This is a genomic window from Streptomyces sp. NPDC046887 (assembly GCF_040644755.1).
Classification (GTDB): Bacteria; Actinomycetota; Actinomycetes; order Streptomycetales; family Streptomycetaceae; genus Streptomyces; species Streptomyces lichenis.
On record NZ_JBEYXH010000011.1, the window covers coordinates 37260 to 56303 of the forward strand.

Here is a 19044-nt window from a genome sequence, read left to right on the forward strand (position 1 = left end):
AGAGTCTTCCCGGCCCCACCGGACGGACCCCCGCCGCCGGGCACCACCCGCATCACGCATCACGCATCACGCATCACGCATCACAAGGAGCAGGCCGTGCTCAACGGTTTCAAGGACTTCATCCTCCGCGGCAACATCATCACCATGGCGATCGGCCTCGCGGTGGGCGCCGCCTTCACGGCGGTCGTCACGGCGTTCAGCAACGCCTTCATCACCCCGCTGATCGGCATCGCGACCGGAACCGTCGGCGACTTCAGCAAGAAGACCTTCACCGCGCAAGGCGCGCACTTCCCCTACGGCCTCTTCATCAGTGCCGCGCTCGCCTTCGTGATCACCGCCGCCGTGCTCTACTTCTGCGTCGTCGTGCCCATGATGAAGATCCAGAACCGGTTCAAGCGGGACGCCCCCTTCGACATCAAGGCCGCCGTCCGCGACTGCCCCCGCTGCTACACCGAGATCCCGGCCGTCGCCAGCCGCTGCGGCCACTGCACCAGCGAGATCGAGCCGCTGCCCGAGGCCCTGGACAACGCCCGCAAGGCCGGTCTGCCCGTCCAGCGGTAAGGGCCCCGTTGCCCCGGAGGAGACCGCCCCTTACCCGTACGGCAGAGCCCGCCGCCCCGCGGACCTGGGAACCCGTGCTTCCCGCCTGGCGTTGACCCACAGGGAAGGGTCCACTGAGGACGTGGACCAGCACCACGGAAAGGGTTCCCCTGCCGCACCACTTGGAGGGCGTACCGTGCACCGCCGGCACAACGGGCTGAAGACCGCTGTACTCCTCGGAGGACTGTCCGCACTCATCATCCTGATCGGCAGTTTCTTCGGGCGTACGGGTCTGGTCGTGGCGCTCCTGGTCGCGCTCGGCACCAACGCCTACGCGTACTGGAACAGCGACAAGCTGGCCCTGCGCGCCATGCGGGCCCGCCCGGTCAGCGAGTTCCAGGCGCCGCAGCTTTACCGGATGGTCCGCGAGCTCTCCACCCAGGCCCGGCAGCCGATGCCCCGGCTGTACATCTCGCCCACCCAGGCGCCCAACGCCTTCGCCACCGGCCGCAACCCGCGCAACGCCGCGGTCTGCTGCACCGAGGGCATCCTCCAGCTCCTGGACGAGCGTGAGCTGCGCGGGGTCATCGGCCATGAGCTGAGCCACGTCTACAATCGGGACATCCTGATCTCGTCCGTCGCCGGAGCGCTCGCCTCCGTGATCATGTTCCTGGTGAACTTCGCCTGGCTGATCCCGATCGGCCGCTCGGACGACGACGAGGGCCCCGGGCTGCTCGGGATGCTGCTGATCATGCTGCTGGGGCCGCTCGCCGCGTCCGTCATCCAGCTGGCCATCAGCCGTTCCCGGGAGTACGAGGCGGACGCCTCGGGCGCCCAGCTCACCGGGGACCCGCTGGCGCTGGCCAGTGCCCTGCGCAAGCTGGAGGCCGGGACCAAGCAGCTGCCGCTGCCGCCCGAGCCCCGCCTGGAGACGGCCAGTCATATGATGATCGCGAACCCGTTCCGGCCCGGGCAGGGCCTATCGAAGATGTTCTCGACCCACCCGCCCATGGCGGAGCGCATCGCCCGACTCGAACGGATGGCAGGTCCCCGACGATGAAGACAATCCTGAACGTCATCTGGCTCGTCCTGTGCGGCTTCTGGATGTTCCTCGGCTATCTCGCCGCCGGACTGCTGCTGTGCATCACCATCATCGGCATCCCGTTCGGTGTGGCCGCCTTCCGCATCGGCGTCTACGCGCTGTGGCCCTTCGGCCAGACCGTGGTGGACCGCCGGGACGCGGGGGCCGGATCCTTCCTCGTCAATGTGCTGTGGCTGATCCTCGCCGGCTGGTGGCTCGCGCTGGGCCACATCCTCACCGGCATCGCCCTGTGCGTCTCGATCATCGGCATCCCGCTGGGCATCGCCAACTTCAAGCTCATCCCGGTCTCGCTGTTCCCGCTGGGCAAGGAGATCGTCCCCACGGACCGCCCCCTGGTCTCCGGCTGGTAACCGTCCCGCCACCCGTTGTCAGTGGCATGGTGCAGCATGAAGCCATGACCGAGTACGTGAGGTACGGGGAGTCCGGCAAGTACCCGACGCCGTCGAGAAGCGCCCTCGCCGCGGCGCCCGCCGACGACCCCTGGGGCGTGGACGCCGTCACCCTCGCCGAGCAGCTGGAGCCCCTGCTCGACGGCACGGGCTGGTACGCGGACGAGTACGGCATCCACGGAACGGCCGAGTCCGCCTACGCGGCGCTCGCCAAGCCCGCCGCCCAGCCGTGCATACGTACGGTGTCCCCGCTGTCCGCACGTACGGAGCCCCCGTTCTCCGTACGGGAACCCTCCCTGCTCGTCGGCGTCTGACCCCGGCCCACCCCCCACCCCCGCGGCTTCCGGAACCTCCACCCACCGACCGGGCGTCCTCCCCTGTGCACGGCACCGTTGTCCGCCGTCGCACCGTTCCACGAAAGGCAGGTTCCCTCCGTATGTCCATCGTGAGCTGGATCGTTCTGGGCCTGCTGGCCGGAGTCGTCGCCAAGGTCCTGCTTCCCGGGCGGGACCCGGGAGGGCTGATCGGCACCACCCTCATCGGGGTCGCGGGCGCCTTCGTCGGCGGCTGGATCTCGGCGCGCTTCCTCGACCGCCCGATCACCAACGAGTTCTACGACGGCGCCACCTGGCTGGCCGCGATAGGCGGCTCCCTCGTGCTGCTGATCGCCTACCGCATACTCTTCGGCCACTCGCGCGAGCGCTGAGGCACCTCGCTCGCCCCGCCCGCCCCGCGCTATGCGCGGCTGCGCCCGCCGCCCAACCCCGTCTCGCGCAGGGTGATGTTCAATCGGCCGGAGTCCAGTCCCGCGGCCGGATCGCCGGTCCCGGTCAGCACCTTGGGCACCCCGTGGTAGGCGAAGCGCGAGGGGCCGCCGAAGACGAACAGGTCACCCGACCGCAGCTCGACGTCCGTGTACGGGCGGCCCCGGGTCTCGGTGTTCCCGAACCGGAAGACACAGGTGTCCCCGATGCTCAGGGACACCACCGGAGCGCTCGACCGCTCCTCCTTGTCCTGGTGCATGCCCATCCGGGCGGCGCCGCCGTAGAAGTTCACCAGGGCCGTGTCCGGGGCGTAGCCGCCGTCGTCGCCGTACGCGTCGGCCACCGCCGCCCGGCCCCACTCGGCCAGCCACTCCGGGAAGGCCGCGACCGGCGCCCCGTTCACGTCGTCGGCCGTACGGGAGTAGCGGTACGGCTGCCAGTGCCAGCCCAGGCAGACCGTCTGCACCGACATCACACCGCCGTTCGGCAGCACGGTATGGCGCATCGGCACCGGCCCCCGTGCCCAGCTCCGGCACGCCTCGACCAGCTCCCGCCGCCGCTCGGCCGGCAACCACCCGGGCAGATGTACGGCACCGGGGGCGACCTCCTGCCGCCTCCGCTCCACCGGGAACAGCGCGTCATCCGTCACGACGTCAGCGCGCCCACCTCGGCCGTCCCGGACACCACCGCCCCGCCCGCCCCGCTTCCGGCCCCCGTCCCCTCCAGCCCGAGCAGCAGCCGCTTGCGGTCCAGCCCGGCCGCGTAGCCGCGCAGTGCCCCGTCCGCGCCGATCACCCGGTGGCACGGGCGGACGACCAGCAGCGGGTTGCGGCCGATCGCGGTCCCGACCGCACGCACCCCCGCGCCGCTCGACCCGACCAGCGCCGCGATCTCGCCGTAGCTGACCGTGGTGCCGTACGGGATGTCCTCCAGCGCCCGCCACACCCGCCGCTGGAAGTCCGTCCCGGCGTCCGCGTACTCCACGTCGAACCGGGTCAGCGTGGAGTCGAAGTAGGCCCGCAGCTGCTCCGTGATGCCGTCGAAGGCCCTCGGCGCGTGCCGCCACCCCTCCTGGACCACGGCGCCGCCCTTCTGACCCGGCAGGGACAGCGAGACCAGCGCGGTCCGCCCGGGCGGCCCGGCACCCTCGCTGCCGACGAGCAGCATGTCGCCGACCGGGCTCTCGGTATACGCGTACACCGTCATGATCCGTTCCCTTCTTCCGTCCTCGTCCTCGTCCTCATCCCCGTCCCCGTCCCCGTCTTCACCATCCAGTCTGGCGGTGCGCCCGGGCCGGGGCTGGCGGGTTTCGGACAGTGATGCGCCACAGCGACGCCCAGCTGGCCGGGCCCCCGACGCCGACGGCCGCCGACCGCGCCACCTCGGCGCGATCAGCGGCCGTCCGCCACCACTCCCACCGGCAGTCCATGACTCCTGCCGGTGGTTGAGCATCCCGTCCTACCGGTAGTTCACGAACTGCAGGGCGAAGTCGAAGTCCTGGCCCTTCAGCAGCGCGATCACGGCCTGGAGGTCGTCCCGGCTCTTGGAGCTGACCCGCAGCTCGTCGCCCTGCACCTGGGCCTTGACGCCCTTCGGCCCCTCGTCACGGATGATCTTCGCCACCTTCTTGGCGTTGTCCTGGGAGATGCCCTCCTCGATGGACGCGAAGATCTTGTACTCCTTGCCGGACAGCTGCGGCTCGCCGGCGTCCAGCGCCTTCAGCGAGATGCCGCGCTTGATCAGCTTGGACTGGAAGACGTCGAGGATCGCGTTGACCCGCTCCTCGGAGTTCGCCTGCATCAGGATCTTCTCGCCGGACCAGGCGATGGAGGCCCCGACGTTCTTGAAGTCGTAGCGCTGCGAGATCTCCTTCGCCGCCTGGTTGAGGGCGTTGTCGACCTCCTGCCGCTCGACCTTCGAGACGATGTCGAAACTGGAGTCGGCCATGTCCTGTGGCTCCTTGGTTCGGGTGCGTACGGATGTGCGGACACGTACGGGCGCACCTGCGCGTACGGTCTGCCGGGAGTGGCGACCGGACCCCGGCCGCACCGCAAAGCCTAGCCACCCGGACCCACCGGAAGCGCTGATCAACCGGGTGGCGGAGCACCCCCTGGCATCAGGTATCGTTTACGTCGTTGCCACGGAGAACCGCCCCAAAGCGGTCCTATCCACGGCGACGTCCCATGGCGGTGTGCCCGAGTGGCCAATGGGAGCGGACTGTAAATCCGTCGGCTTAGCCTACCCAGGTTCGAATCCTGGCGCCGCCACGCGACGAGACGGCCCCTGACTGCGGAAACGCGATCAGGGGCCGTTTCTCGTTGTTCCGGAAGTAAAGGGGGCGGGGGCCGGACGCCCGCCGCTTCAGCCTGTATCGGTGAGGCCCATGCCGGCAGGGCCCCTGTCGGCAAGGCCCGTGTCGGCGAGGCGGAAGGCGAGGTCGGTCTGCCAGTGGGCGGGGTCGGGGTGGGCGCGGGGGTCGGTGCGGAGGACCTCCAGGCGGCAGCCCCAGTGCTCGACGCCGTCCACCTCGCGCATGTCCCAGTCGAGGCCCTCGGCCCTCGCCCAGTCGCGCAGGGCGGCTTCCGTGTCGGGGAGCAGGTCCGGGGGGCCGGTGTGGGTGACGACGGCGTAGCGGCCGGCGGGGAGGAGGGCGACGCCGACGTCGCCCTCCGGCTCCGGGAGGGCGGCGACCGGGATGCCCGCCTCCACCTCCGACTCGCCGTCCAGGTGGAGGGAGTTGTAGCGGAAGAAGGGCGCCCCGTCCGCCTGGACGTCCCGGGCCGCGAGCCAGGCGGCAAGTTCGGGCAGCCGGTCCGCGATCGCGGCGAAGCCGTCCATGCGCACGGTGCGGCGCAGGAAGACATACGGCTGCTCGGGGCGGGACCGTACCTCCGGACCGGACGTCACGGAGCCGTCGGCGCCCGGGGTCTCACCGGCCGTCAGATCACCGTTCCCACGTGCCATCAGTTCCCCGCGATGTCCTTGACGGCGACCGTCACTGGCACCGAACCGCCGACCAGTTCCAGGGTGAGGCCCACGGCCGCCGGGGTCTCGACCAGTTCGGCGAGGACGGCGGCCACATCGTCGCGCGGTACCGGGCCGCGACCGGTCGACGCCTCCAGCCGGACCAGGCCGGTGCCCGCGTCGTTGGTCAGCATGCCGGGCTTCAGGATCGTCCAGCCCAGCCCCGCCAGGGACCGCACATGAGCGTCCGCCTCGCCCTTGGCCCGCAGATAGATGTCGAAGACCTCGTCGCCCTGGTGGTCGGGGTCGGCCCCCATCGAGGAGACCAGGACGTATCGCGGCACCCCCGCCCGTACCGCCGCGTCGGCGAAGAGCACCGCCGCCTCCCGGTCGACGGTCTGCTTGCGCTCGACCCCGCTGTCCGGGCCCGCGCCCGCCGCGAAGACCGCCACATCGGCACCGGCCAGGACGGACTCGACCGCCTCGATCGCCGCCGACTCCAGATCCAGCTCCACGGGCTCCGCGCCCGCCTCCCGCAGGTCGTCCGCCTGATCCGGGTCGCGGATCAGCCCCGCCACCTGGTGCCCGCCTGCCGAGAGCAGCCGCTCCAGCCGCAGGGCGATCTGACCGTGTCCTCCAGCGATGACAATGCGCATGCTCCCGACCGTACGACTCGACCGCCCGAAACGCGCAGTGAGCGCGCGGGATCCCCCGACGACCGGGACACCTTCTCGGCGGTACGGAGCTCTACGGGCGGGGCTCGGGGCGGCCCTGGCGGGGGAGGTCCAGGGCGCCGGCGGAGTCGCAGTACTCCCGTACCGCGCTGGTCCGGGCCACCACCCGGCCCCGGTGCACCACGATGCGGCTGTACGCCAGGGACAGCGCCCCTGACAGCCGCTCACCCCGCACCGCCAGCAGCTCCGCGGGGAAGCCCGCCTCCACCCGTACGCCCGGCAGCCCCATCGCCTGCCTGGCCTCGCCGCTGACCGCCGCGTACGCCTCCTCCGGCCGCAGTCCCGCCTGCGAGGCCAGCAGGAACGCGGCCTCCAGGGGGTCTCCGCGCCCCACCGGGTTGGCCAGGTCGCGCAGTGCGCCGCCACCGGCCGCCACCCGCACCCCCGCCGACCGCAGCAGCCGCACCGGTGCCACCTCCCGGGTGTCGGTGCCCGCGCAACCGCCCTGCGGCAGGCAGACCACCGTCACCCCGGTGGCCGCGAGCTGGTCGGCGGCACGCCCGGCCACCTCCGCCGGCAGCCGGCCCAGCGCCCCGCACGGGCCGATGACCACTCCGGGGCGCAGCCCGCCGGCCATCGCCGCCAGTCGCGCCAGCCGGGCCGGGTCGTCCCCGTCCAGGTGCAGATCGACCGGGCGGCCGTGCTCGGCCGCCACCTCCAGCACCGCCTCCACGTACCCCGCCGGATCGGGATCCAGATCGGGCCGCCCACCGACCACCGAGGCGCCCATCCGCACCGCGTCCCGCAGCATCGCCAGCCCGTCCGCGCCCGCCACCCCGGTCAGCAGCCGGGGCACCGCGACCGTCGCCAGCTCGGCCAGCCCGTGCAGCGACCGGCGGGCCTGGAGCACCGCCTCCAGCGCCCCCAGTCCCTGTACATCGCCGATCCGCACCTGCGCCCGCAGCGCCGTCGCACCGTGTCCCAGCTGGAGCAGGGCCGCCTCGGTGGCCCGGCGCTCGACCTCCTCCGGGGTGTACGGGACGGGGCCGGGCGCGTCGGCGGTCAGCGCGGTGTCGGCATGGGCGTGCGGCTCCGCCGGGGCGGGCAGCAGCAGATACCCCCCGAGGTCGACCCTGGCCCCGTGCGCGGGGAGGCTGCCCGCCGTGCCGACCGCCTCGATGCGGCCCCCGGCCAGCCTGACGTCCACGGTCCGGCCGTCCGCCAGTCGGGCGCCGCTCAGCAGCAGCGCCGTGGCATCGGTGGTGGCGCTCTCGGACGGTCGCGGCTGCTGGCTGTCGAAGGACATCGGGCTCCTGGCGTGGCTCGGGTGCGCCGGCGCCCGGAAGGGAGGGCGGCAGGGGGCGCGGACGGGCGGCATGGGGGCGCGGGGAGGGGAGGGGGGACAAGAGGAGGCGGTGCGCTGGGTAGGTGAATGATCACACAGGGTGAGATGAGCCTAGGGCGCCCGGGGCGGAGGGGCGTGGAGGGGCGCATGAGGGGCGCGTTAGTCGTACCGGCGCGGTGGCGGGCGGGGTGTCTCACACCGCGTGACGTTGTACGCACGCCGGGGCCGCCGACGATCGTCGGCGACCGCCGGTGATCGATGGCGATCGGGGAGCCGGCAGGGCGGCCGTCGAGAGCCCGGCGGGGGCGGTGGTCGATGGCCGGGTGGGGTGACGGTCAGGGACCAGACGGGATGGGGATCACGGGCCCGGCGAGGTGACGGTCAGGGGCCGGGTGGGGCGCTGGGCCGGGGCGGTGTGGGCGCGGTGAAACGGATTTGGGCGAACGGCGGACGACCGTGTAATGTCTTCATCGCTCGCCCCAATAGCTCAGTCGGTAGAGCGTCTCCATGGTAAGGAGAAGGTCTACGGTTCGATTCCGTATTGGGGCTCTGATGTCGGTGACCCTCGCCCTCGGGTGAGGGGAGCCAGCATCGAAGCGGTGTAGCTCAGTCGGTAGAGCAAGCGGCTCATAATCGCTGTGTCACCGGTTCAAGTCCGGTCACCGCTACTTACTAAGTGTAGCCGATTGCAGGGTCGGTCCTTCGATCGGCTACTCTTTCTTGCGTTCATCCGTCCATCCGTCCGTCAAGGAGCACTCACGTGGCTGCCACCGACGTCCGCCCGAAGATCACGCTGGCCTGCGTGGAGTGCAAGGAGCGGAACTACATCACCAAGAAGAACCGGCGCAACAACCCGGACCGTCTTGAGATGAAGAAGCACTGCCCTCGCTGCAACTCGCACACCGCGCACCGCGAGACTCGCTGAATCAGGCTCGTACACGAGGCCGCTCCCCATCCGGGGGCGGCCTCGTGTCGTTTCCCGGTGACATTGATCGCTGCACGATCGCTTCAGGAGGTAACGCGTCCATGGCGCTCGACCAGTCCTTCGTGGGGCGGAGCTATCCGCCCACCGCCCCCTACGAGGTGGGGCGGGAGAAGATCCGCGAATTCGCCGAGGCGATCGGCGACGCGAATCCCGTCTACCTCGACGCGGAGGCCGCGAAGGCGCTCGGCCACCCGGAGGTGATCGCCCCGCCGACCTTCGTGTTCGCCATCACCTTCCGCGCCGCCGAGCAGGTGATCGGGGACCCGCAGCTCGGGCTGGACTACAACCGGGTCGTCCACGGCGACCAGCGGTTCGCGTACACCCGCCCGGTACGGGCCGGGGACCGGCTCGCCGTCACCTCCACCATCGAGAAGATCAAGTCGATGGCGGGCAACGACATCCTGGACATCCGGGGTGAGGTGCACGACGAGGCCGGGGAGCACGTGGTGACGGCCTGGATCAAGCTGGTGGCCCGCGCCGCCGACGAGGAGGCCTGAGCCGATGACCGCGAAGATCGCGTACGACGAGGTCGAGGTCGGCACCGAGCTGCCGGCGCAGAGCTTCCCGGTGACCCGCGCCACGCTGGTGCGGTACGCGGGCGCCTCCGGCGACTTCAACCCGATCCACTGGAACGAGAAGTTCGCCGTGGAGGTCGGGCTGCCGGACGTCATCGCGCACGGCATGTTCACCATGGCCGAGGCCGCCCGGGTGGTCACCGACTGGGTCGGCGACCCGGGCGCGGTGGTCGAGTACGGCGTACGGTTCACCAGGCCGGTCGTGGTGCCCAACGACGACACCGGCGCGCTGATCGAGGTCAGCGCCAAGGTCGCCGCCAAGCTGGAGGAGAACAGGGTCCGGGTGGACCTGACCGCGCTCAGCGCCGGGCAGAAGGTGCTGGGCATGGCCCGCGCGGTGGTCCGCCTGGCGTGAGCCGCCACACGGCCACCGCCCGGGCCTCCACCCGGGCGGAGGCCGTACGCGCCCGGGCGGTGCGGGCCGCGCTCCGGAGGTGCGGGCCGCGCTTCCGAGGCCGTCGGCGCGCTGGCGGTGGCCATACGTGCTCCCGGCGGTGTGGGCTGCGTTTCCGAGGCCGTCGGTACGTCCGGCGGAGGCCGTACGCACGTCCGGCGGTGCGGGCCGCGCTCAGGCCTGTCCGTACGTCCAGCGGTGCCGTACGCGCTCCGCGCGGTGCGGGCCGCGCTCCAGGCCCTCCGCACGTCGGCGGAGGCCGTACGCACGTCCGGCGGAGGCCGTGTGCGCTGCCGGCGGTGCGGGCCGCCGGACGGCTGGCCTCGCCCGCGTCCCACGTAACCTTGCACCCGTGCACGTACTCCACGACGCCCCCCTCGCGCCCCTGACGACCTTCCGGCTCGGCGGGCCCGCCACCCGGCTCGCGACGGCGACCACCGACGACGAGGTGATCGCCGCCGTCCGCGAGGCGGACCAGAGCGGCACCCCGTTGCTGATCATCGGCGGCGGATCCAACCTGGTCATCGGCGACAAGGGCTTCGAGGGCACCGCCCTGCGCATCGCCACCAGCGGCTTCACACTGGACGGCACCCGGCTGGAGCTGGCCGCCGGCGAGAACTGGTCGGAGGCCGTCGCCCGTACCGTCGAGGCGGGACTCGCCGGGATCGAGTGCCTGGCCGGTATCCCCGGCTCGGCCGGCGCCACCCCGATCCAGAACGTCGGGGCGTACGGCCAGGAGGTCTCCGCCACCATCACCGAGGTCGTCGCCTACGACCGGCGCACCCGGGAGACCGTGGTCGTCCCGAACGCCGAGTGCGCGTTCTCCTACCGGCACAGCCGCTTCAAGGCCGACCCCAGCCGCTATGTGGTGCTGCGCGTCCGCTTCGAGCTGGAGGACGCCGGCGGGATGAGCGCCCCGCTCCGGTACGCCGAGACGGCCCGCGCCCTCGGGGTGGGCGTGGGCGACCGGGTGCCCGCCGCCGACGCCCGCAGGACGGTGCTCGCGCTGCGCGCCGGCAAGGGCATGGTGCTGGACGCCGAGGACCACGACACCTGGTCCGCCGGGTCCTTCTTCACCAACCCGATCCTCACCGACGAGGCGTACGGCGCCTTCCTCGACCGGGCCCGCGAGCGGCTCGGCGAGGACACCGCCCCGCCCGCCTACCCCGCCGGCGAGGGGCTGACCAAGACCTCGGCCGCCTGGCTGATCGACAAGGCCGGCTTCACCAAGGGGTACGGCTCCGGCCCGGCCCGGATCTCCACCAAGCACACCCTCGCGCTCACCAACCGGGGCGAGGCCACCACCGAGGACCTGCTCGCGCTCGCCCGCGAGGTGGTCGAGGGCGTCCGGGACGCCTTCGGGGTGACCCTGGTCAACGAACCGGTGGCGGTCGGCGTCAGCCTCTGAGGCTCAGTAGGCCACGGCCACCGGCTGCCGTACCGTCTCGGGGTCCGCGACCATCGCCAGCATCGCGTGCGCCGCATCCGCCCGGGCGATGGCGGCCCCGCCCCGCAGTGAGGCGCCCACCGCCGTGCGGTAGCGGCCGGTCCCCGCGCGGTCGAGCAGCCGGGGCGGCCGCACCGCCGTCCACTCCGTGGAGCTGCGCCGCAGCTGCTCCTCCATCGCCCGCAGATCGTCGTAGTGCGCCCGCAGCACCCGGGAGACGATCGGGGTGAGGAGACGCAGCACCAGGGTCTCCCGCTCCGGTACGGGGCCCAGCGGCGCCGCGCTCACCGCCGGGAACCGCGAGACGCCCTCCGCCTCCATGGCCCGCAGCACCGCCGCGGTCAGGGACGCGGCCACCCCCACCTGGGCGCGGGTCCGCGGGCCGAGCGCGGAGAGCACCGCGTCCCGGCCGGCCACCGCGGGCCGCAGCGCGTCCGGGTCGTCCACCCGGGGCGTCGTGAACACCTCCAGGTGCTCCCCGGTGACGGTCAGCCGGGACGGGTCACGCACCACCGCCGTCACCTGATGGCCGGCCGCCAGCGCCTGGCCGACGAGCTCACGGCCGATTCCGCCGGTCGCCCCGAACACCGTGAGTCGCATCGGATCCCGCCTTACTGCCCGGAGATGGATGGGTGGGTGAGTGCTCACTCACCCTTGAGGAACTGTTCGTCGCCGTGCTGCGGGAGCGGCTGCCCCGGCTCGGCCCGCTGCTGGAACGGCTCACCGCCGACCCCGGCGGGCGCACCGTCGGGGAGAACCTCACCGACATCGCCCGGCACGCCGCCCTCTTCTTACGCGGAGAGCTTCCCGATCGGCGCCTCGGCGCCTCGGCGCCTCGCTCTACGCCGAGACCCGGCTCAAGGAGCGGCACGACGCCGCCCTGCGGGAGCTGGACGCCGGCCCCCACCAGCCCGTCGAGGCGCTGACCCGCTACCTCACCGCCGAGCGGGAGGCCGGCCGGCTGCGCCCCGACGCCGACCCCTCGGCCGCCGCCGCACTGCTCCTCGGCGCCTGTGTGCACCGGGCGTTCGCCTACGAGGCGACCCCCGAGGGCCGTCCCCCGCAGGAGCTGGACGACTTCGCCGCCTCCCTGACCCGCACCCTGCTGGCCGGCATCGGCCCGGATGCGGAGGACCCGGAGGGCTAGGACCCCAGCCAGTCGTCCACGCCGGCCAGCAGCTTGGCCTTGACCTCCTCCGGCGCCGCCGAGCCGCGTACCGACTGGCGGGCCAGCTCGGCCAGCTCCTCGTCGGTGAAGCCGTGGTGGGCCCGGGCGATCTCGTACTGGGCGGCCAACCGGGAGCCGAAGAGCAGCGGGTCGTCCGCCCCGAGCGCCATCGGCACCCCCGCCTCGTACAGCGTCCGCAGCGGCACCTGCTCCGGCTTCTCGTACACCCCCAGCGCCACATTGGACGCCGGGCACACCTCGCAGGTCACGCCCCGCTCGGCCAGCCGGCGCAGCAGCCGCGGGTCCTCCGCCGCCCGTACACCGTGCCCGATCCGCGCCGCGCCCAGGTCGTCCAGGCAGTCCCGTACCGAGGCCGGGCCGGTCAGCTCTCCGCCGTGCGGGGCGGCCAGCAGCCCGCCCTCCCGGGCGATGGCGAACGCCCGGTCGAAGTCCCGGGCCATCCCGCGCCGCTCGTCGTTGGAGAGCCCGAAGCCGATCACCCCACGGTCCGCGAACCGCACCGCGAGCCGGGCCAGGGTGCGGGCGTCCAGCGGGTGCTTCATCCGGTTCGCCGCGACGATCACCCGCATCCCGAGCCCGGTCTCCCGGGAGGCGGAGTCCACCGCGTCCAGGATGATCTCCAGCGCCGGGATCAGCCCGCCGAGTCGCGGGGCGTACGAGGTGGGGTCGACCTGGATCTCCAGCCACCCCGAGCCGTCCCGGACGTCCTCCTCGGCCGCCTCGCGCACCAGGCGCACGATGTCCTCCGGCTCACGCAGGCAGGAGCGCGCCGCGTCGTACAGCCGCTGGAAGCGGAACCAGCCCCGCTCGTCGGTCGCCCGCAGCTTCGGCGGCTCGCCTCCCCTCAGCGCGTCGGGCAGATGGATGCCGTATTTGTCGGCCAGCTCCAGCAGGGTGCCGGGGCGCATCGAGCCGGTGAAGTGCAGATGCAGATGGGCCTTCGGCAGCAGACGCAGATCGCGCGGGGGGTGAGGGTGCTCCATCCCAAGATCCTGCCAAAGGCGGCGCGCCGAGGGCAGCCCCTTTCCCCACCCGGGCCCTGATCGGGTGCTTGCCAGAACGCGAGAGCGGGCCCGGGGAAGTGCTCCCCGGGCCCGCTCATCCGCCGCGTACGAAGGTCAGTCGCGCGCCTCGGCCAGCAGCTTCTGCACCCGCGAGATGCCCTCGACCAGGTCCTCGTCGCCCAGCGCGTAGGACAGCCGCAGATAACCCGGGGTGCCGAACGCCTCACCCGGGACGACCGCCACCTCGACCTCGGTGAGGATCAGCTCGGCCAGCTCCACCGTGGTCTGCGGGCGCTTGCCGCGGATCTCCTTGCCCAGCAGGGCCTTCACCGAGGGGTACGCGTAGAAGGCGCCCTCGGGCGTCGGGCAGAGCACGCCGTCGATCTCGTTGAGCATCCGCACGATGGTCTGGCGGCGGCGGTCGAAGGCGGTCCGCATCTCGGCGACCGCGTCCAGGCTGCCGGAGACCGCGGCCAGCGCGGCCACCTGAGCCACGTTGGAGACGTTGGAGGTGGCGTGCGACTGGAGGTTGGTCGCCGCCTTCACCACGTCCTTCGGGCCGATGATCCAGCCCACCCGCCAACCGGTCATCGCATAGGTCTTCGCCACGCCGTTGACCACGACGCACTTGTCGCGCAGCTCGGGCAGGAGCGCGGGCAGCGAGGTGAACTCCGCGTCCCCGTACACCAGGTGCTCGTAGATCTCGTCGGTCAGCACCCACAGGCCGTGCTCGACGGCCCAGCGGCCGATCGCCTCGGCGTCCTCGCGGCTGTAGACCGCGCCGGTGGGGTTGGACGGGGAGACGAAGAGCACGACCTTGGTGTTCTCGGTGCGGGCCGCCTCCAGCTGCTCCACGGACACCCGGTAGCCGGTGGTCTCGTCGGCCACCACCTCCACCGGGACACCGCCGGCCAGCCGGATGGACTCCGGGTAGGTCGTCCAGTACGGGGCGGGCACGATGACCTCGTCACCCGGGTCCAGGATCGCGGCGAACGCCTCGTAGATCGCCTGCTTGCCGCCGTTGGTCACCAGCACCTCGGCCGGGTCGACCTGGTAGCCGGAGTCCCGCAGCGTCTTCTCGGCGATGGCCTTCTTCAGCTCGGGCAGGCCGCCGGCCGGGGTGTAGCGGTGGTACTTCGGGTTGCGGCAGGCCTCGATCGCGGCCTCGACGATGTAGTCCGGCGTCGGGAAGTCGGGCTCGCCGGCGCCGAAGCCGATCACCGGACGCCCGGCGGCCTTCAGGGCCTTGGCCTTGGCGTCCACGGCGAGGGTCGCGGACTCGGAGATCGCGCCGACTCGGGCGGAGACCCGGCGCTCGGAGGGAGGAGTAGCAGCGCTCATGCGGCCCATCGTCCCAGACCCCGCGGGACCCCCGTACACGGGTTTCGCGGTACGGGCGGGATGTGTACGGCCGTGCGGCGGGGCCGGCCGGGGCGGGGGCGCCGCCGCTTTCTGTTCGACGGGAGGCCGCTGACCACGTACACTCACTGCTCGTTGGCTCGCACCGACCACCGCTCCCGATGCGGTACGTTGGTGGAGAACGACAGAGGGTCGTAGCTCAATTGGTAGAGCACCGGTCTCCAAAACCGGCGGTTGGGGGTTCAAGTCCCTCCGGCCCTGCTCCACACACCGCCAGGATGTGTGCGCAGGTATGTATGTCATTGCACCGCCGTGCGGCTCAACCCGGGCGCGGCACGGCCGACCCGGAATCAGGTGAGAGACATGACGGACGCCGTAGGCTCCATCGACATGCCTGATGCCGAGGACGAGGCCCCCAAGAAGAACCGCAAGGGCGGCAAGCGCGGCAAGAAAGGCCCGCTGGGCCGTCTCGCGCTCTTCTACCGGCAGATCATCGCCGAGCTGCGCAAGGTCGTCTGGCCCACCCGCAGCCAGCTGTCGACCTACACCACCGTTGTGATCATCTTCGTCGTCGTCATGATCGGTCTGGTGACCGTGATCGACCTCGGCTTCCAGGAAGCAGTCAAGTACGTCTTCGGCTGATTCCCGCGGAGGGCGCCCCGTCGGGCGCCCCTTTTCGCATGTTCCACCCCATCTGTATCCAGGAAGAAGCAGCCACCGTGTCTGACCCGAACCTGAACGAGTCCGCCCAGGACGAGCTCGACATCGTCAAGGCGGCCGACGAGGACCAGGCGGAAGCTGCGGACGCCGCCGCCGGCGAGGCCGCCGAGGAAGAGGCGCTGCACGTCGAGGACGAGGCGCCGACCGAGGAAGAGTCCCTGGTCGCGGCCGAGGAAGAGGCCTTGGTCGAGGAAGAGTCCCTGGTCGCGGCCGAGGGCGAGGCCCTGGTCGAGGACGAGGCCCTGGAGGCGCAGCCGGTCGCGGTCGCGCAGGACGTCGAGGTCGCGGTGGACGCCGAGGGCGCCGCCGATGCCGAGGACGCCGCGCTGGCCGAGGAGGAGGCGGATGCGGAGCCCGACGCCGCGCCCGAGGCGCCGGTCGACCCGGTCGCCGCGCTCCGCGACGAGCTGCGCGGGCTGCCCGGCGAGTGGTACGTGATCCACACCTACGCGGGCTACGAGAAGCGCGTGAAGGCCAACCTGGAGCAGCGCGCCGTCTCGCTCAACGTCGAGGACTTCATCTACCAGGCCGAGGTCCCCGAGGAAGAGATCGTCCAGATCAAGAACGGCGAGCGGAAGAACGTCCGGCAGAACAAGCTGCCCGGTTACGTCCTCGTCCGCATGGACCTCACCAACGAGTCCTGGGGCGTCGTCCGCAACACCCCGGGCGTCACCGGCTTCGTGGGCAACGCCTACGACCCGTACCCGCTGACCCTGGACGAGATCGTCAAGATGCTCGCCCCGGAGGCCGAGGAGAAGGCCGCCCGCGAGGCCGCCGAGGCCGAGGGCAAGCCCGCGCCCGCCCGCAAGGTCGAGGTGCAGGTGCTGGACTTCGAGGTCGGCGACTCGGTCACCGTCACCGACGGCCCCTTCGCCACCCTCCAGGCCACCATCAACGAGATCAACGCCGACTCGAAGAAGGTCAAGGGCCTGGTGGAGATCTTCGGTCGCGAGACCCCGGTCGAGCTGAGCTTCGACCAGATCCAGAAGAACTGACGGATCTGAGCAGTCTTCCGACAGGTCAGGTCGGCCTCCGGGCCGTGCCTGACCTGTCGGTTTTTGGCCGTACAGCCATACCCGTTATCGTTGTGCGGTATGCCTCCATCCGGATGACCGGACGGTGGCTGGAAAACTCTCACTAGGACCCGGAGAGAGCTATGCCTCCCAAGAAGAAGAAGGTCACGGGGCTTATCAAGCTCCAGATCCAGGCCGGCGCGGCCAACCCGGCCCCGCCGGTCGGCCCCGCGCTGGGTCAGCACGGCGTCAACATCATGGAGTTCTGCAAGGCCTACAACGCCGCGACCGAGTCGCAGCGTGGCATGGTCGTGCCGGTGGAGATCACGGTCTACGAGGACCGTTCCTTCACCTTCATCACCAAGACTCCGCCGGCCGCCAAGCTGATCCTCAAGGCCGCGGGTGTGGACAAGGGCTCCGGCGAGCCGCACAAGACCAAGGTCGCCAAGCTGACGCGCGACCAGGTCCGCGAGATCGCCACCACGAAGCTCCCCGACCTGAACGCCAACGACCTCGACGCCGCCGAGAAGATCATCGCCGGCACCGCCCGTTCCATGGGCATCACCGTCGAGGGCTGACGTTCCCCGGTCGGAGGCTGAGCATCAGCCCCGTACCCCAGTGGCAGGGCCAGCGCCGGCCCGTACCACGACTCCACCCCTGAACAACGCAGGAGAAGAAGTGAAGCGCAGCAAGGCTCTCCGCAGCGCGGACGCCCAGGTCGACAAGACGCGTACGTACGCGCCTCTGGAGGCCGTCCGTATCGCCAAGGACACCGCCGCCACCAAGTTCGACGGCACCGTCGAGGTCGCCTTCCGCCTGGGTGTCGACCCGCGCAAGGCGGACCAGATGGTCCGTGGCACCGTGAACCTCCCGCACGGCACCGGCAAGACCGCCCGGGTCCTGGTCTTCGCGACCGGTGACCGTGCTGCGGCCGCGGAGGCCGCCGGCGCCGACATCGTCGGCTCGGACGAACTGATCGACGAGATCTCCAAGGGCCAGCGCCTGAACGAGTTCGACGCGGTCGTCGCCACCCCGGACCTCATGGGCAAGGTCGGCCGCCTCGGCCGCGTCCTCGGCCCGCGTGGTCTCATGCCGAACCCGAAGACCGGCACCGTCACCATGGACGTCGCCAAGGCCGTCACCGAGATCAAGGGCGGCAAGATCGAGTTCCGCGTGGACAAGCACTCCAACCTCCACTTCATCATCGGCAAGGTCTCCTTCGACGAGACCAAGCTGGTGGAGAACTACGCGGCCGCCCTTGAGGAGATCAACCGCCTCAAGCCGTCCGCCGCGAAGGGCCGCTACATCAAGAAGGCGACCCTGACCACCACCATGGGCCCCGGCATCCCGCTGGACCCGAACCGCACCCGCAACCTCCTCGTCGAGGAGGACCCGGCCGCCGTCTGAACCTGACGGCCGCCGCGGGCACCGCGTGCATCCGGCCCCTGTCCCCTCCGCTGCGTCGGAGGGGGCGGGGGCCGTTCGCGTACGGAGGCGGGGTGCTTGCTCAGGTACGGGGCGGGGGCCGCTCGTGTACGGGGCCGGGGACGCTTGTGTACGTGGCCGGGCCCTCGTGTACGGGGTGGGGGCCCTCGTGTACGGGGCTGGGGCGGCCCGCGGGCGTCACCAGGGCCGTACGAGCCTCCCGTAGCCCTTCACGGGCCCGTGCGGGCGCCCCGTCCCGTACGGGCCCGCACCGCCGGCCCTCGCCTCGGCCCCGCACTGCCGGCCCCGCGCCGGCCCCGCGCCGCCGGCGGCTCACCCGGATGGCCCGATTTGCATGGCGGCGTACCGCTCCCGTACGCTTCCCCGGAAGCCAAAGACCGCTGGTCGCTGACGTGCGCTCCCGTAGCCGCGACAGCCGAAGGATTCCGCTGATCGCGGACGGCCTGCGCAGGTGACCGTGGATGAACTCCCAGGATTTCCGTTCTGGTCGAGTCACGCCCCGTGCGCCTGCGCCGGGGCGTTTCGTTTTGCGCAAGTCTCCTTCCCTTTCAGCGAGCGCGGTCCTGAATCACCCGGAAGGAGGCCGAGGCTCATGGCGAGGCCCGACAAGGCTGACGCGGTTGCCGAGCTGACGGACAAGTTCCGCAGCTCGAACGCCGCCGTGCTGACCGAGTACCGCGGTCTCACCGTGGCGCAGCTCAAGACGCTGCGCCGTTCGCTCGGTGAGAACGCCCAGTACGCCGTGGTGAAGAACACGCTGACCAAGATTGCGGCCCGTGAGGCCGGGATCGACTCGCTCGACGACCAGCTCTTCGCTGGCCCGACGGCGGTCGCCTTCGTCACCGGTGACCCGGTGGAGTCGGCGAAGGGTCTCCGTGACTTCGCCAAGGACAACCCCAACCTGATCATCAAGGGCGGTGTCCTTGACGGTAAGGCGCTGTCCGCCGATGAGATCAAGAAGCTCGCGGACCTTGAGTCCCGCGAGGTTCTGCTCTCCAAGCTGGCGGGTGCCATGAAGGGCAAGCAGTCCCAGACTGCCGCGCTCTTCCAGGCGCTCCCCTCGAAGCTCGTCCGCACCGTGGAAGCGCTTCGTGCCAAGCAGGACGAGCAGGGCGGTGCCGAGTAACTCGGCTC

Annotated in this window: 23 protein-coding genes, 4 tRNA genes and 1 pseudogene; 19 read left to right on the top strand and 9 right to left on the bottom strand. The window is 71.5% G+C overall.

The window, feature by feature from the left end:
- Positions 1-96 precede the first annotated feature (96 nt).
- The 5 genes from ABZ945_RS13385 (at position 97) to ABZ945_RS13405 (ending at position 2737) form a co-directional block, all read left to right on the top strand.
- Entirely contained in the window at positions 97-561 is a 465-nt protein-coding gene (locus tag ABZ945_RS13385) for an MscL family protein (RefSeq protein ID WP_361267829.1), read from the top strand.
- 175 nt (positions 562-736) lie between these two features.
- Positions 737-1600 (top strand): zinc metalloprotease HtpX, encoded by an 864-nt coding sequence (gene htpX, locus ABZ945_RS13390; protein WP_361267831.1) that lies wholly within the window; start codon positions 737-739, stop codon positions 1598-1600.
- Positions 1597-1992, top strand: a complete 396-nt coding sequence (locus tag ABZ945_RS13395) for a YccF domain-containing protein (RefSeq protein ID WP_361267833.1) — start codon at positions 1597-1599, stop codon at positions 1990-1992. The genes htpX and ABZ945_RS13395 overlap by 4 nt, the downstream gene beginning before the upstream one ends.
- A gap of 44 nt (positions 1993-2036) precedes the next feature.
- Positions 2037-2345 (top strand): hypothetical protein, encoded by a 309-nt coding sequence (locus ABZ945_RS13400; RefSeq protein WP_361267835.1) that lies wholly within the window; start codon positions 2037-2039, stop codon positions 2343-2345.
- A 122-nt stretch (positions 2346-2467) separates the two neighbouring features.
- Entirely contained in the window at positions 2468-2737 is a 270-nt protein-coding gene (locus ABZ945_RS13405; RefSeq protein ID WP_361267837.1) for a GlsB/YeaQ/YmgE family stress response membrane protein, read from the top strand.
- Positions 2738-2766: 29 nt separating this feature from the next.
- On the opposite strand, the gene ABZ945_RS13410 is transcribed toward ABZ945_RS13405, so the two are convergent.
- The 3 genes from ABZ945_RS13410 to ABZ945_RS13420 all read right to left on the bottom strand — a co-directional run bounded on the left by ABZ945_RS13410 (position 2767) and on the right by ABZ945_RS13420 (position 4742).
- The gene (locus tag ABZ945_RS13410; RefSeq protein ID WP_361267839.1) at positions 2767-3444 is read right to left on the bottom strand and encodes an alpha-ketoglutarate-dependent dioxygenase AlkB; all 678 of its coding nucleotides are present in this window, start codon (positions 3442-3444) and stop codon (positions 2767-2769) included.
- Positions 3441-4001 (bottom strand): methylated-DNA--[protein]-cysteine S-methyltransferase, encoded by a 561-nt coding sequence (locus tag ABZ945_RS13415; protein ID WP_361267841.1) that lies wholly within the window; start codon positions 3999-4001, stop codon positions 3441-3443. The genes ABZ945_RS13410 and ABZ945_RS13415 overlap by 4 nt, the downstream gene beginning before the upstream one ends.
- Before the next feature lie 252 nt (positions 4002-4253).
- The gene (locus ABZ945_RS13420) at positions 4254-4742 is read right to left on the bottom strand and encodes a YajQ family cyclic di-GMP-binding protein (protein WP_361267843.1); all 489 of its coding nucleotides are present in this window, start codon (positions 4740-4742) and stop codon (positions 4254-4256) included.
- 238 nt (positions 4743-4980) lie between these two features.
- Between ABZ945_RS13420 and ABZ945_RS13425 the strand changes: the two genes are divergently transcribed.
- Positions 4981-5062 (top strand) — tRNA-Tyr (locus tag ABZ945_RS13425).
- A 94-nt stretch (positions 5063-5156) separates the two neighbouring features.
- On the opposite strand, the gene ABZ945_RS13430 is transcribed toward ABZ945_RS13425, so the two are convergent.
- The 3 genes from ABZ945_RS13430 to ABZ945_RS13440 all read right to left on the bottom strand — a co-directional run bounded on the left by ABZ945_RS13430 (position 5157) and on the right by ABZ945_RS13440 (position 7739).
- The gene (locus ABZ945_RS13430) at positions 5157-5759 is read right to left on the bottom strand and encodes a GyrI-like domain-containing protein (RefSeq protein WP_361267845.1); all 603 of its coding nucleotides are present in this window, start codon (positions 5757-5759) and stop codon (positions 5157-5159) included.
- Positions 5759-6415, bottom strand: a complete 657-nt coding sequence (locus ABZ945_RS13435; RefSeq protein ID WP_361267847.1) for an SDR family oxidoreductase — start codon at positions 6413-6415, stop codon at positions 5759-5761. Before ABZ945_RS13435 ends, ABZ945_RS13430 begins: the two co-directional genes overlap by 1 nt.
- A 91-nt stretch (positions 6416-6506) precedes the next feature.
- Positions 6507-7739 (bottom strand): amidohydrolase family protein, encoded by a 1233-nt coding sequence (locus tag ABZ945_RS13440; RefSeq protein ID WP_248636104.1) that lies wholly within the window; start codon positions 7737-7739, stop codon positions 6507-6509.
- 515 nt (positions 7740-8254) lie between these two features.
- On the opposite strand from ABZ945_RS13440, the gene ABZ945_RS13445 reads away from it, so the two are divergent.
- The 6 genes from ABZ945_RS13445 to ABZ945_RS13470 all read left to right on the top strand — a co-directional run bounded on the left by ABZ945_RS13445 (position 8255) and on the right by ABZ945_RS13470 (position 11140).
- A tRNA-Thr gene (locus tag ABZ945_RS13445) sits at positions 8255-8327 on the top strand.
- A 46-nt stretch (positions 8328-8373) separates the two neighbouring features.
- A tRNA-Met gene (locus tag ABZ945_RS13450) sits at positions 8374-8446 on the top strand.
- Positions 8447-8538: 92 nt separating this feature from the next.
- On the top strand, positions 8539-8703 hold the full coding sequence (gene rpmG, locus ABZ945_RS13455; protein WP_003956487.1) for a 50S ribosomal protein L33: 165 nt from the start codon (positions 8539-8541) through the stop codon (positions 8701-8703).
- 101 nt (positions 8704-8804) lie between these two features.
- Complete coding sequence (locus ABZ945_RS13460) at positions 8805-9260, top strand: MaoC family dehydratase N-terminal domain-containing protein (protein ID WP_248636105.1); 456 nt, start codon at positions 8805-8807, stop codon at positions 9258-9260.
- Between the two features lie 4 nt (positions 9261-9264).
- A complete protein-coding gene (locus ABZ945_RS13465) occupies positions 9265-9693 on the top strand; it encodes a MaoC family dehydratase (RefSeq protein WP_361267850.1) in 429 nt (142 codons plus the stop codon).
- Positions 9694-10084: 391 nt separating this feature from the next.
- Positions 10085-11140: a UDP-N-acetylmuramate dehydrogenase gene (locus tag ABZ945_RS13470; protein ID WP_361267852.1), complete on the top strand. Its 1056-nt coding sequence runs from the start codon at positions 10085-10087 to the stop codon at positions 11138-11140.
- A 3-nt stretch (positions 11141-11143) separates the two neighbouring features.
- On the opposite strand, the gene ABZ945_RS13475 is transcribed toward ABZ945_RS13470, so the two are convergent.
- Positions 11144-11779, bottom strand: a complete 636-nt coding sequence (locus tag ABZ945_RS13475; protein ID WP_361267854.1) for an NAD(P)H-binding protein — start codon at positions 11777-11779, stop codon at positions 11144-11146.
- Between the two features lie 50 nt (positions 11780-11829).
- Here ABZ945_RS13475 and ABZ945_RS13480 point away from each other — a divergent pair.
- A pseudogene (locus tag ABZ945_RS13480) lies at positions 11830-12326 on the top strand (TetR/AcrR family transcriptional regulator C-terminal domain-containing protein); the annotation flags it as partial.
- On the opposite strand, the gene ABZ945_RS13485 reads toward ABZ945_RS13480, so the two are convergent.
- Both ABZ945_RS13485 and ABZ945_RS13490 read right to left on the bottom strand, forming a co-directional pair.
- On the bottom strand, positions 12323-13351 hold the full coding sequence (locus ABZ945_RS13485) for an adenosine deaminase (protein ID WP_361267856.1): 1029 nt from the start codon (positions 13349-13351) through the stop codon (positions 12323-12325). The pseudogene ABZ945_RS13480 and the gene ABZ945_RS13485 sit on opposite strands and share 4 nt — an antisense overlap.
- 135 nt (positions 13352-13486) lie before the next feature.
- Complete coding sequence (locus tag ABZ945_RS13490) at positions 13487-14713, bottom strand: pyridoxal phosphate-dependent aminotransferase (protein ID WP_361267858.1); 1227 nt, start codon at positions 14711-14713, stop codon at positions 13487-13489.
- Positions 14714-14919: 206 nt separating this feature from the next.
- On the opposite strand from ABZ945_RS13490, the gene ABZ945_RS13495 reads away from it, so the two are divergent.
- From ABZ945_RS13495 to rplJ, 6 genes are all read left to right on the top strand, one after another.
- Positions 14920-14992, top strand: a tRNA-Trp gene (locus ABZ945_RS13495).
- A gap of 102 nt (positions 14993-15094) precedes the next feature.
- Positions 15095-15373 carry a preprotein translocase subunit SecE gene (gene secE, locus ABZ945_RS13500; protein ID WP_248636111.1) on the top strand — a complete coding sequence of 93 codons (279 nt, stop codon included), beginning with the start codon at positions 15095-15097 and terminating at the stop codon, positions 15371-15373.
- A 77-nt stretch (positions 15374-15450) separates the two neighbouring features.
- Positions 15451-16446 (top strand): transcription termination/antitermination protein NusG, encoded by a 996-nt coding sequence (gene nusG / locus ABZ945_RS13505; protein WP_361267860.1) that lies wholly within the window; start codon positions 15451-15453, stop codon positions 16444-16446.
- 161 nt (positions 16447-16607) lie between these two features.
- Entirely contained in the window at positions 16608-17042 is a 435-nt protein-coding gene (gene rplK / locus ABZ945_RS13510; RefSeq protein ID WP_105867024.1) for a 50S ribosomal protein L11, read from the top strand.
- Positions 17043-17142: 100 nt separating this feature from the next.
- Positions 17143-17871 (top strand): 50S ribosomal protein L1, encoded by a 729-nt coding sequence (gene rplA, locus ABZ945_RS13515; protein WP_361267863.1) that lies wholly within the window; start codon positions 17143-17145, stop codon positions 17869-17871.
- 631 nt (positions 17872-18502) lie between these two features.
- Positions 18503-19036 carry a 50S ribosomal protein L10 gene (rplJ, locus tag ABZ945_RS13520; protein WP_105867021.1) on the top strand — a complete coding sequence of 178 codons (534 nt, stop codon included), beginning with the start codon at positions 18503-18505 and terminating at the stop codon, positions 19034-19036.
- Positions 19037-19044 lie beyond the last annotated feature (8 nt).

Coding starts and splice junctions, on each gene's coding strand:
- ABZ945_RS13485 (WP_361267856.1), bottom strand. CDS start 13,351: ATGGAGCACCCTCACCCCCCGCGCGATCTGCGTCTGCTGCCGAAGGCC.
- rplJ (WP_105867021.1), top strand. CDS start 18,503: ATGGCGAGGCCCGACAAGGCTGACGCGGTTGCCGAGCTGACGGACAAG.
- ABZ945_RS13420 (WP_361267843.1), bottom strand. CDS start 4,742: ATGGCCGACTCCAGTTTCGACATCGTCTCGAAGGTCGAGCGGCAGGAG.
- ABZ945_RS13415 (WP_361267841.1), bottom strand. CDS start 4,001: ATGACGGTGTACGCGTATACCGAGAGCCCGGTCGGCGACATGCTGCTC.
- ABZ945_RS13435 (WP_361267847.1), bottom strand. CDS start 6,415: ATGCGCATTGTCATCGCTGGAGGACACGGTCAGATCGCCCTGCGGCTG.
- secE (WP_248636111.1), top strand. CDS start 15,095: ATGACGGACGCCGTAGGCTCCATCGACATGCCTGATGCCGAGGACGAG.
- ABZ945_RS13490 (WP_361267858.1), bottom strand. CDS start 14,713: ATGAGCGCTGCTACTCCTCCCTCCGAGCGCCGGGTCTCCGCCCGAGTC.
- ABZ945_RS13475 (WP_361267854.1), bottom strand. CDS start 11,779: ATGCGACTCACGGTGTTCGGGGCGACCGGCGGAATCGGCCGTGAGCTC.
- ABZ945_RS13400 (WP_361267835.1), top strand. CDS start 2,037: ATGACCGAGTACGTGAGGTACGGGGAGTCCGGCAAGTACCCGACGCCG.
- ABZ945_RS13465 (WP_361267850.1), top strand. CDS start 9,265: ATGACCGCGAAGATCGCGTACGACGAGGTCGAGGTCGGCACCGAGCTG.
- ABZ945_RS13430 (WP_361267845.1), bottom strand. CDS start 5,759: ATGGCACGTGGGAACGGTGATCTGACGGCCGGTGAGACCCCGGGCGCC.
- ABZ945_RS13440 (WP_248636104.1), bottom strand. CDS start 7,739: ATGTCCTTCGACAGCCAGCAGCCGCGACCGTCCGAGAGCGCCACCACC.
- ABZ945_RS13460 (WP_248636105.1), top strand. CDS start 8,805: ATGGCGCTCGACCAGTCCTTCGTGGGGCGGAGCTATCCGCCCACCGCC.
- ABZ945_RS13405 (WP_361267837.1), top strand. CDS start 2,468: ATGTCCATCGTGAGCTGGATCGTTCTGGGCCTGCTGGCCGGAGTCGTC.
- ABZ945_RS13395 (WP_361267833.1), top strand. CDS start 1,597: ATGAAGACAATCCTGAACGTCATCTGGCTCGTCCTGTGCGGCTTCTGG.
- rplK (WP_105867024.1), top strand. CDS start 16,608: ATGCCTCCCAAGAAGAAGAAGGTCACGGGGCTTATCAAGCTCCAGATC.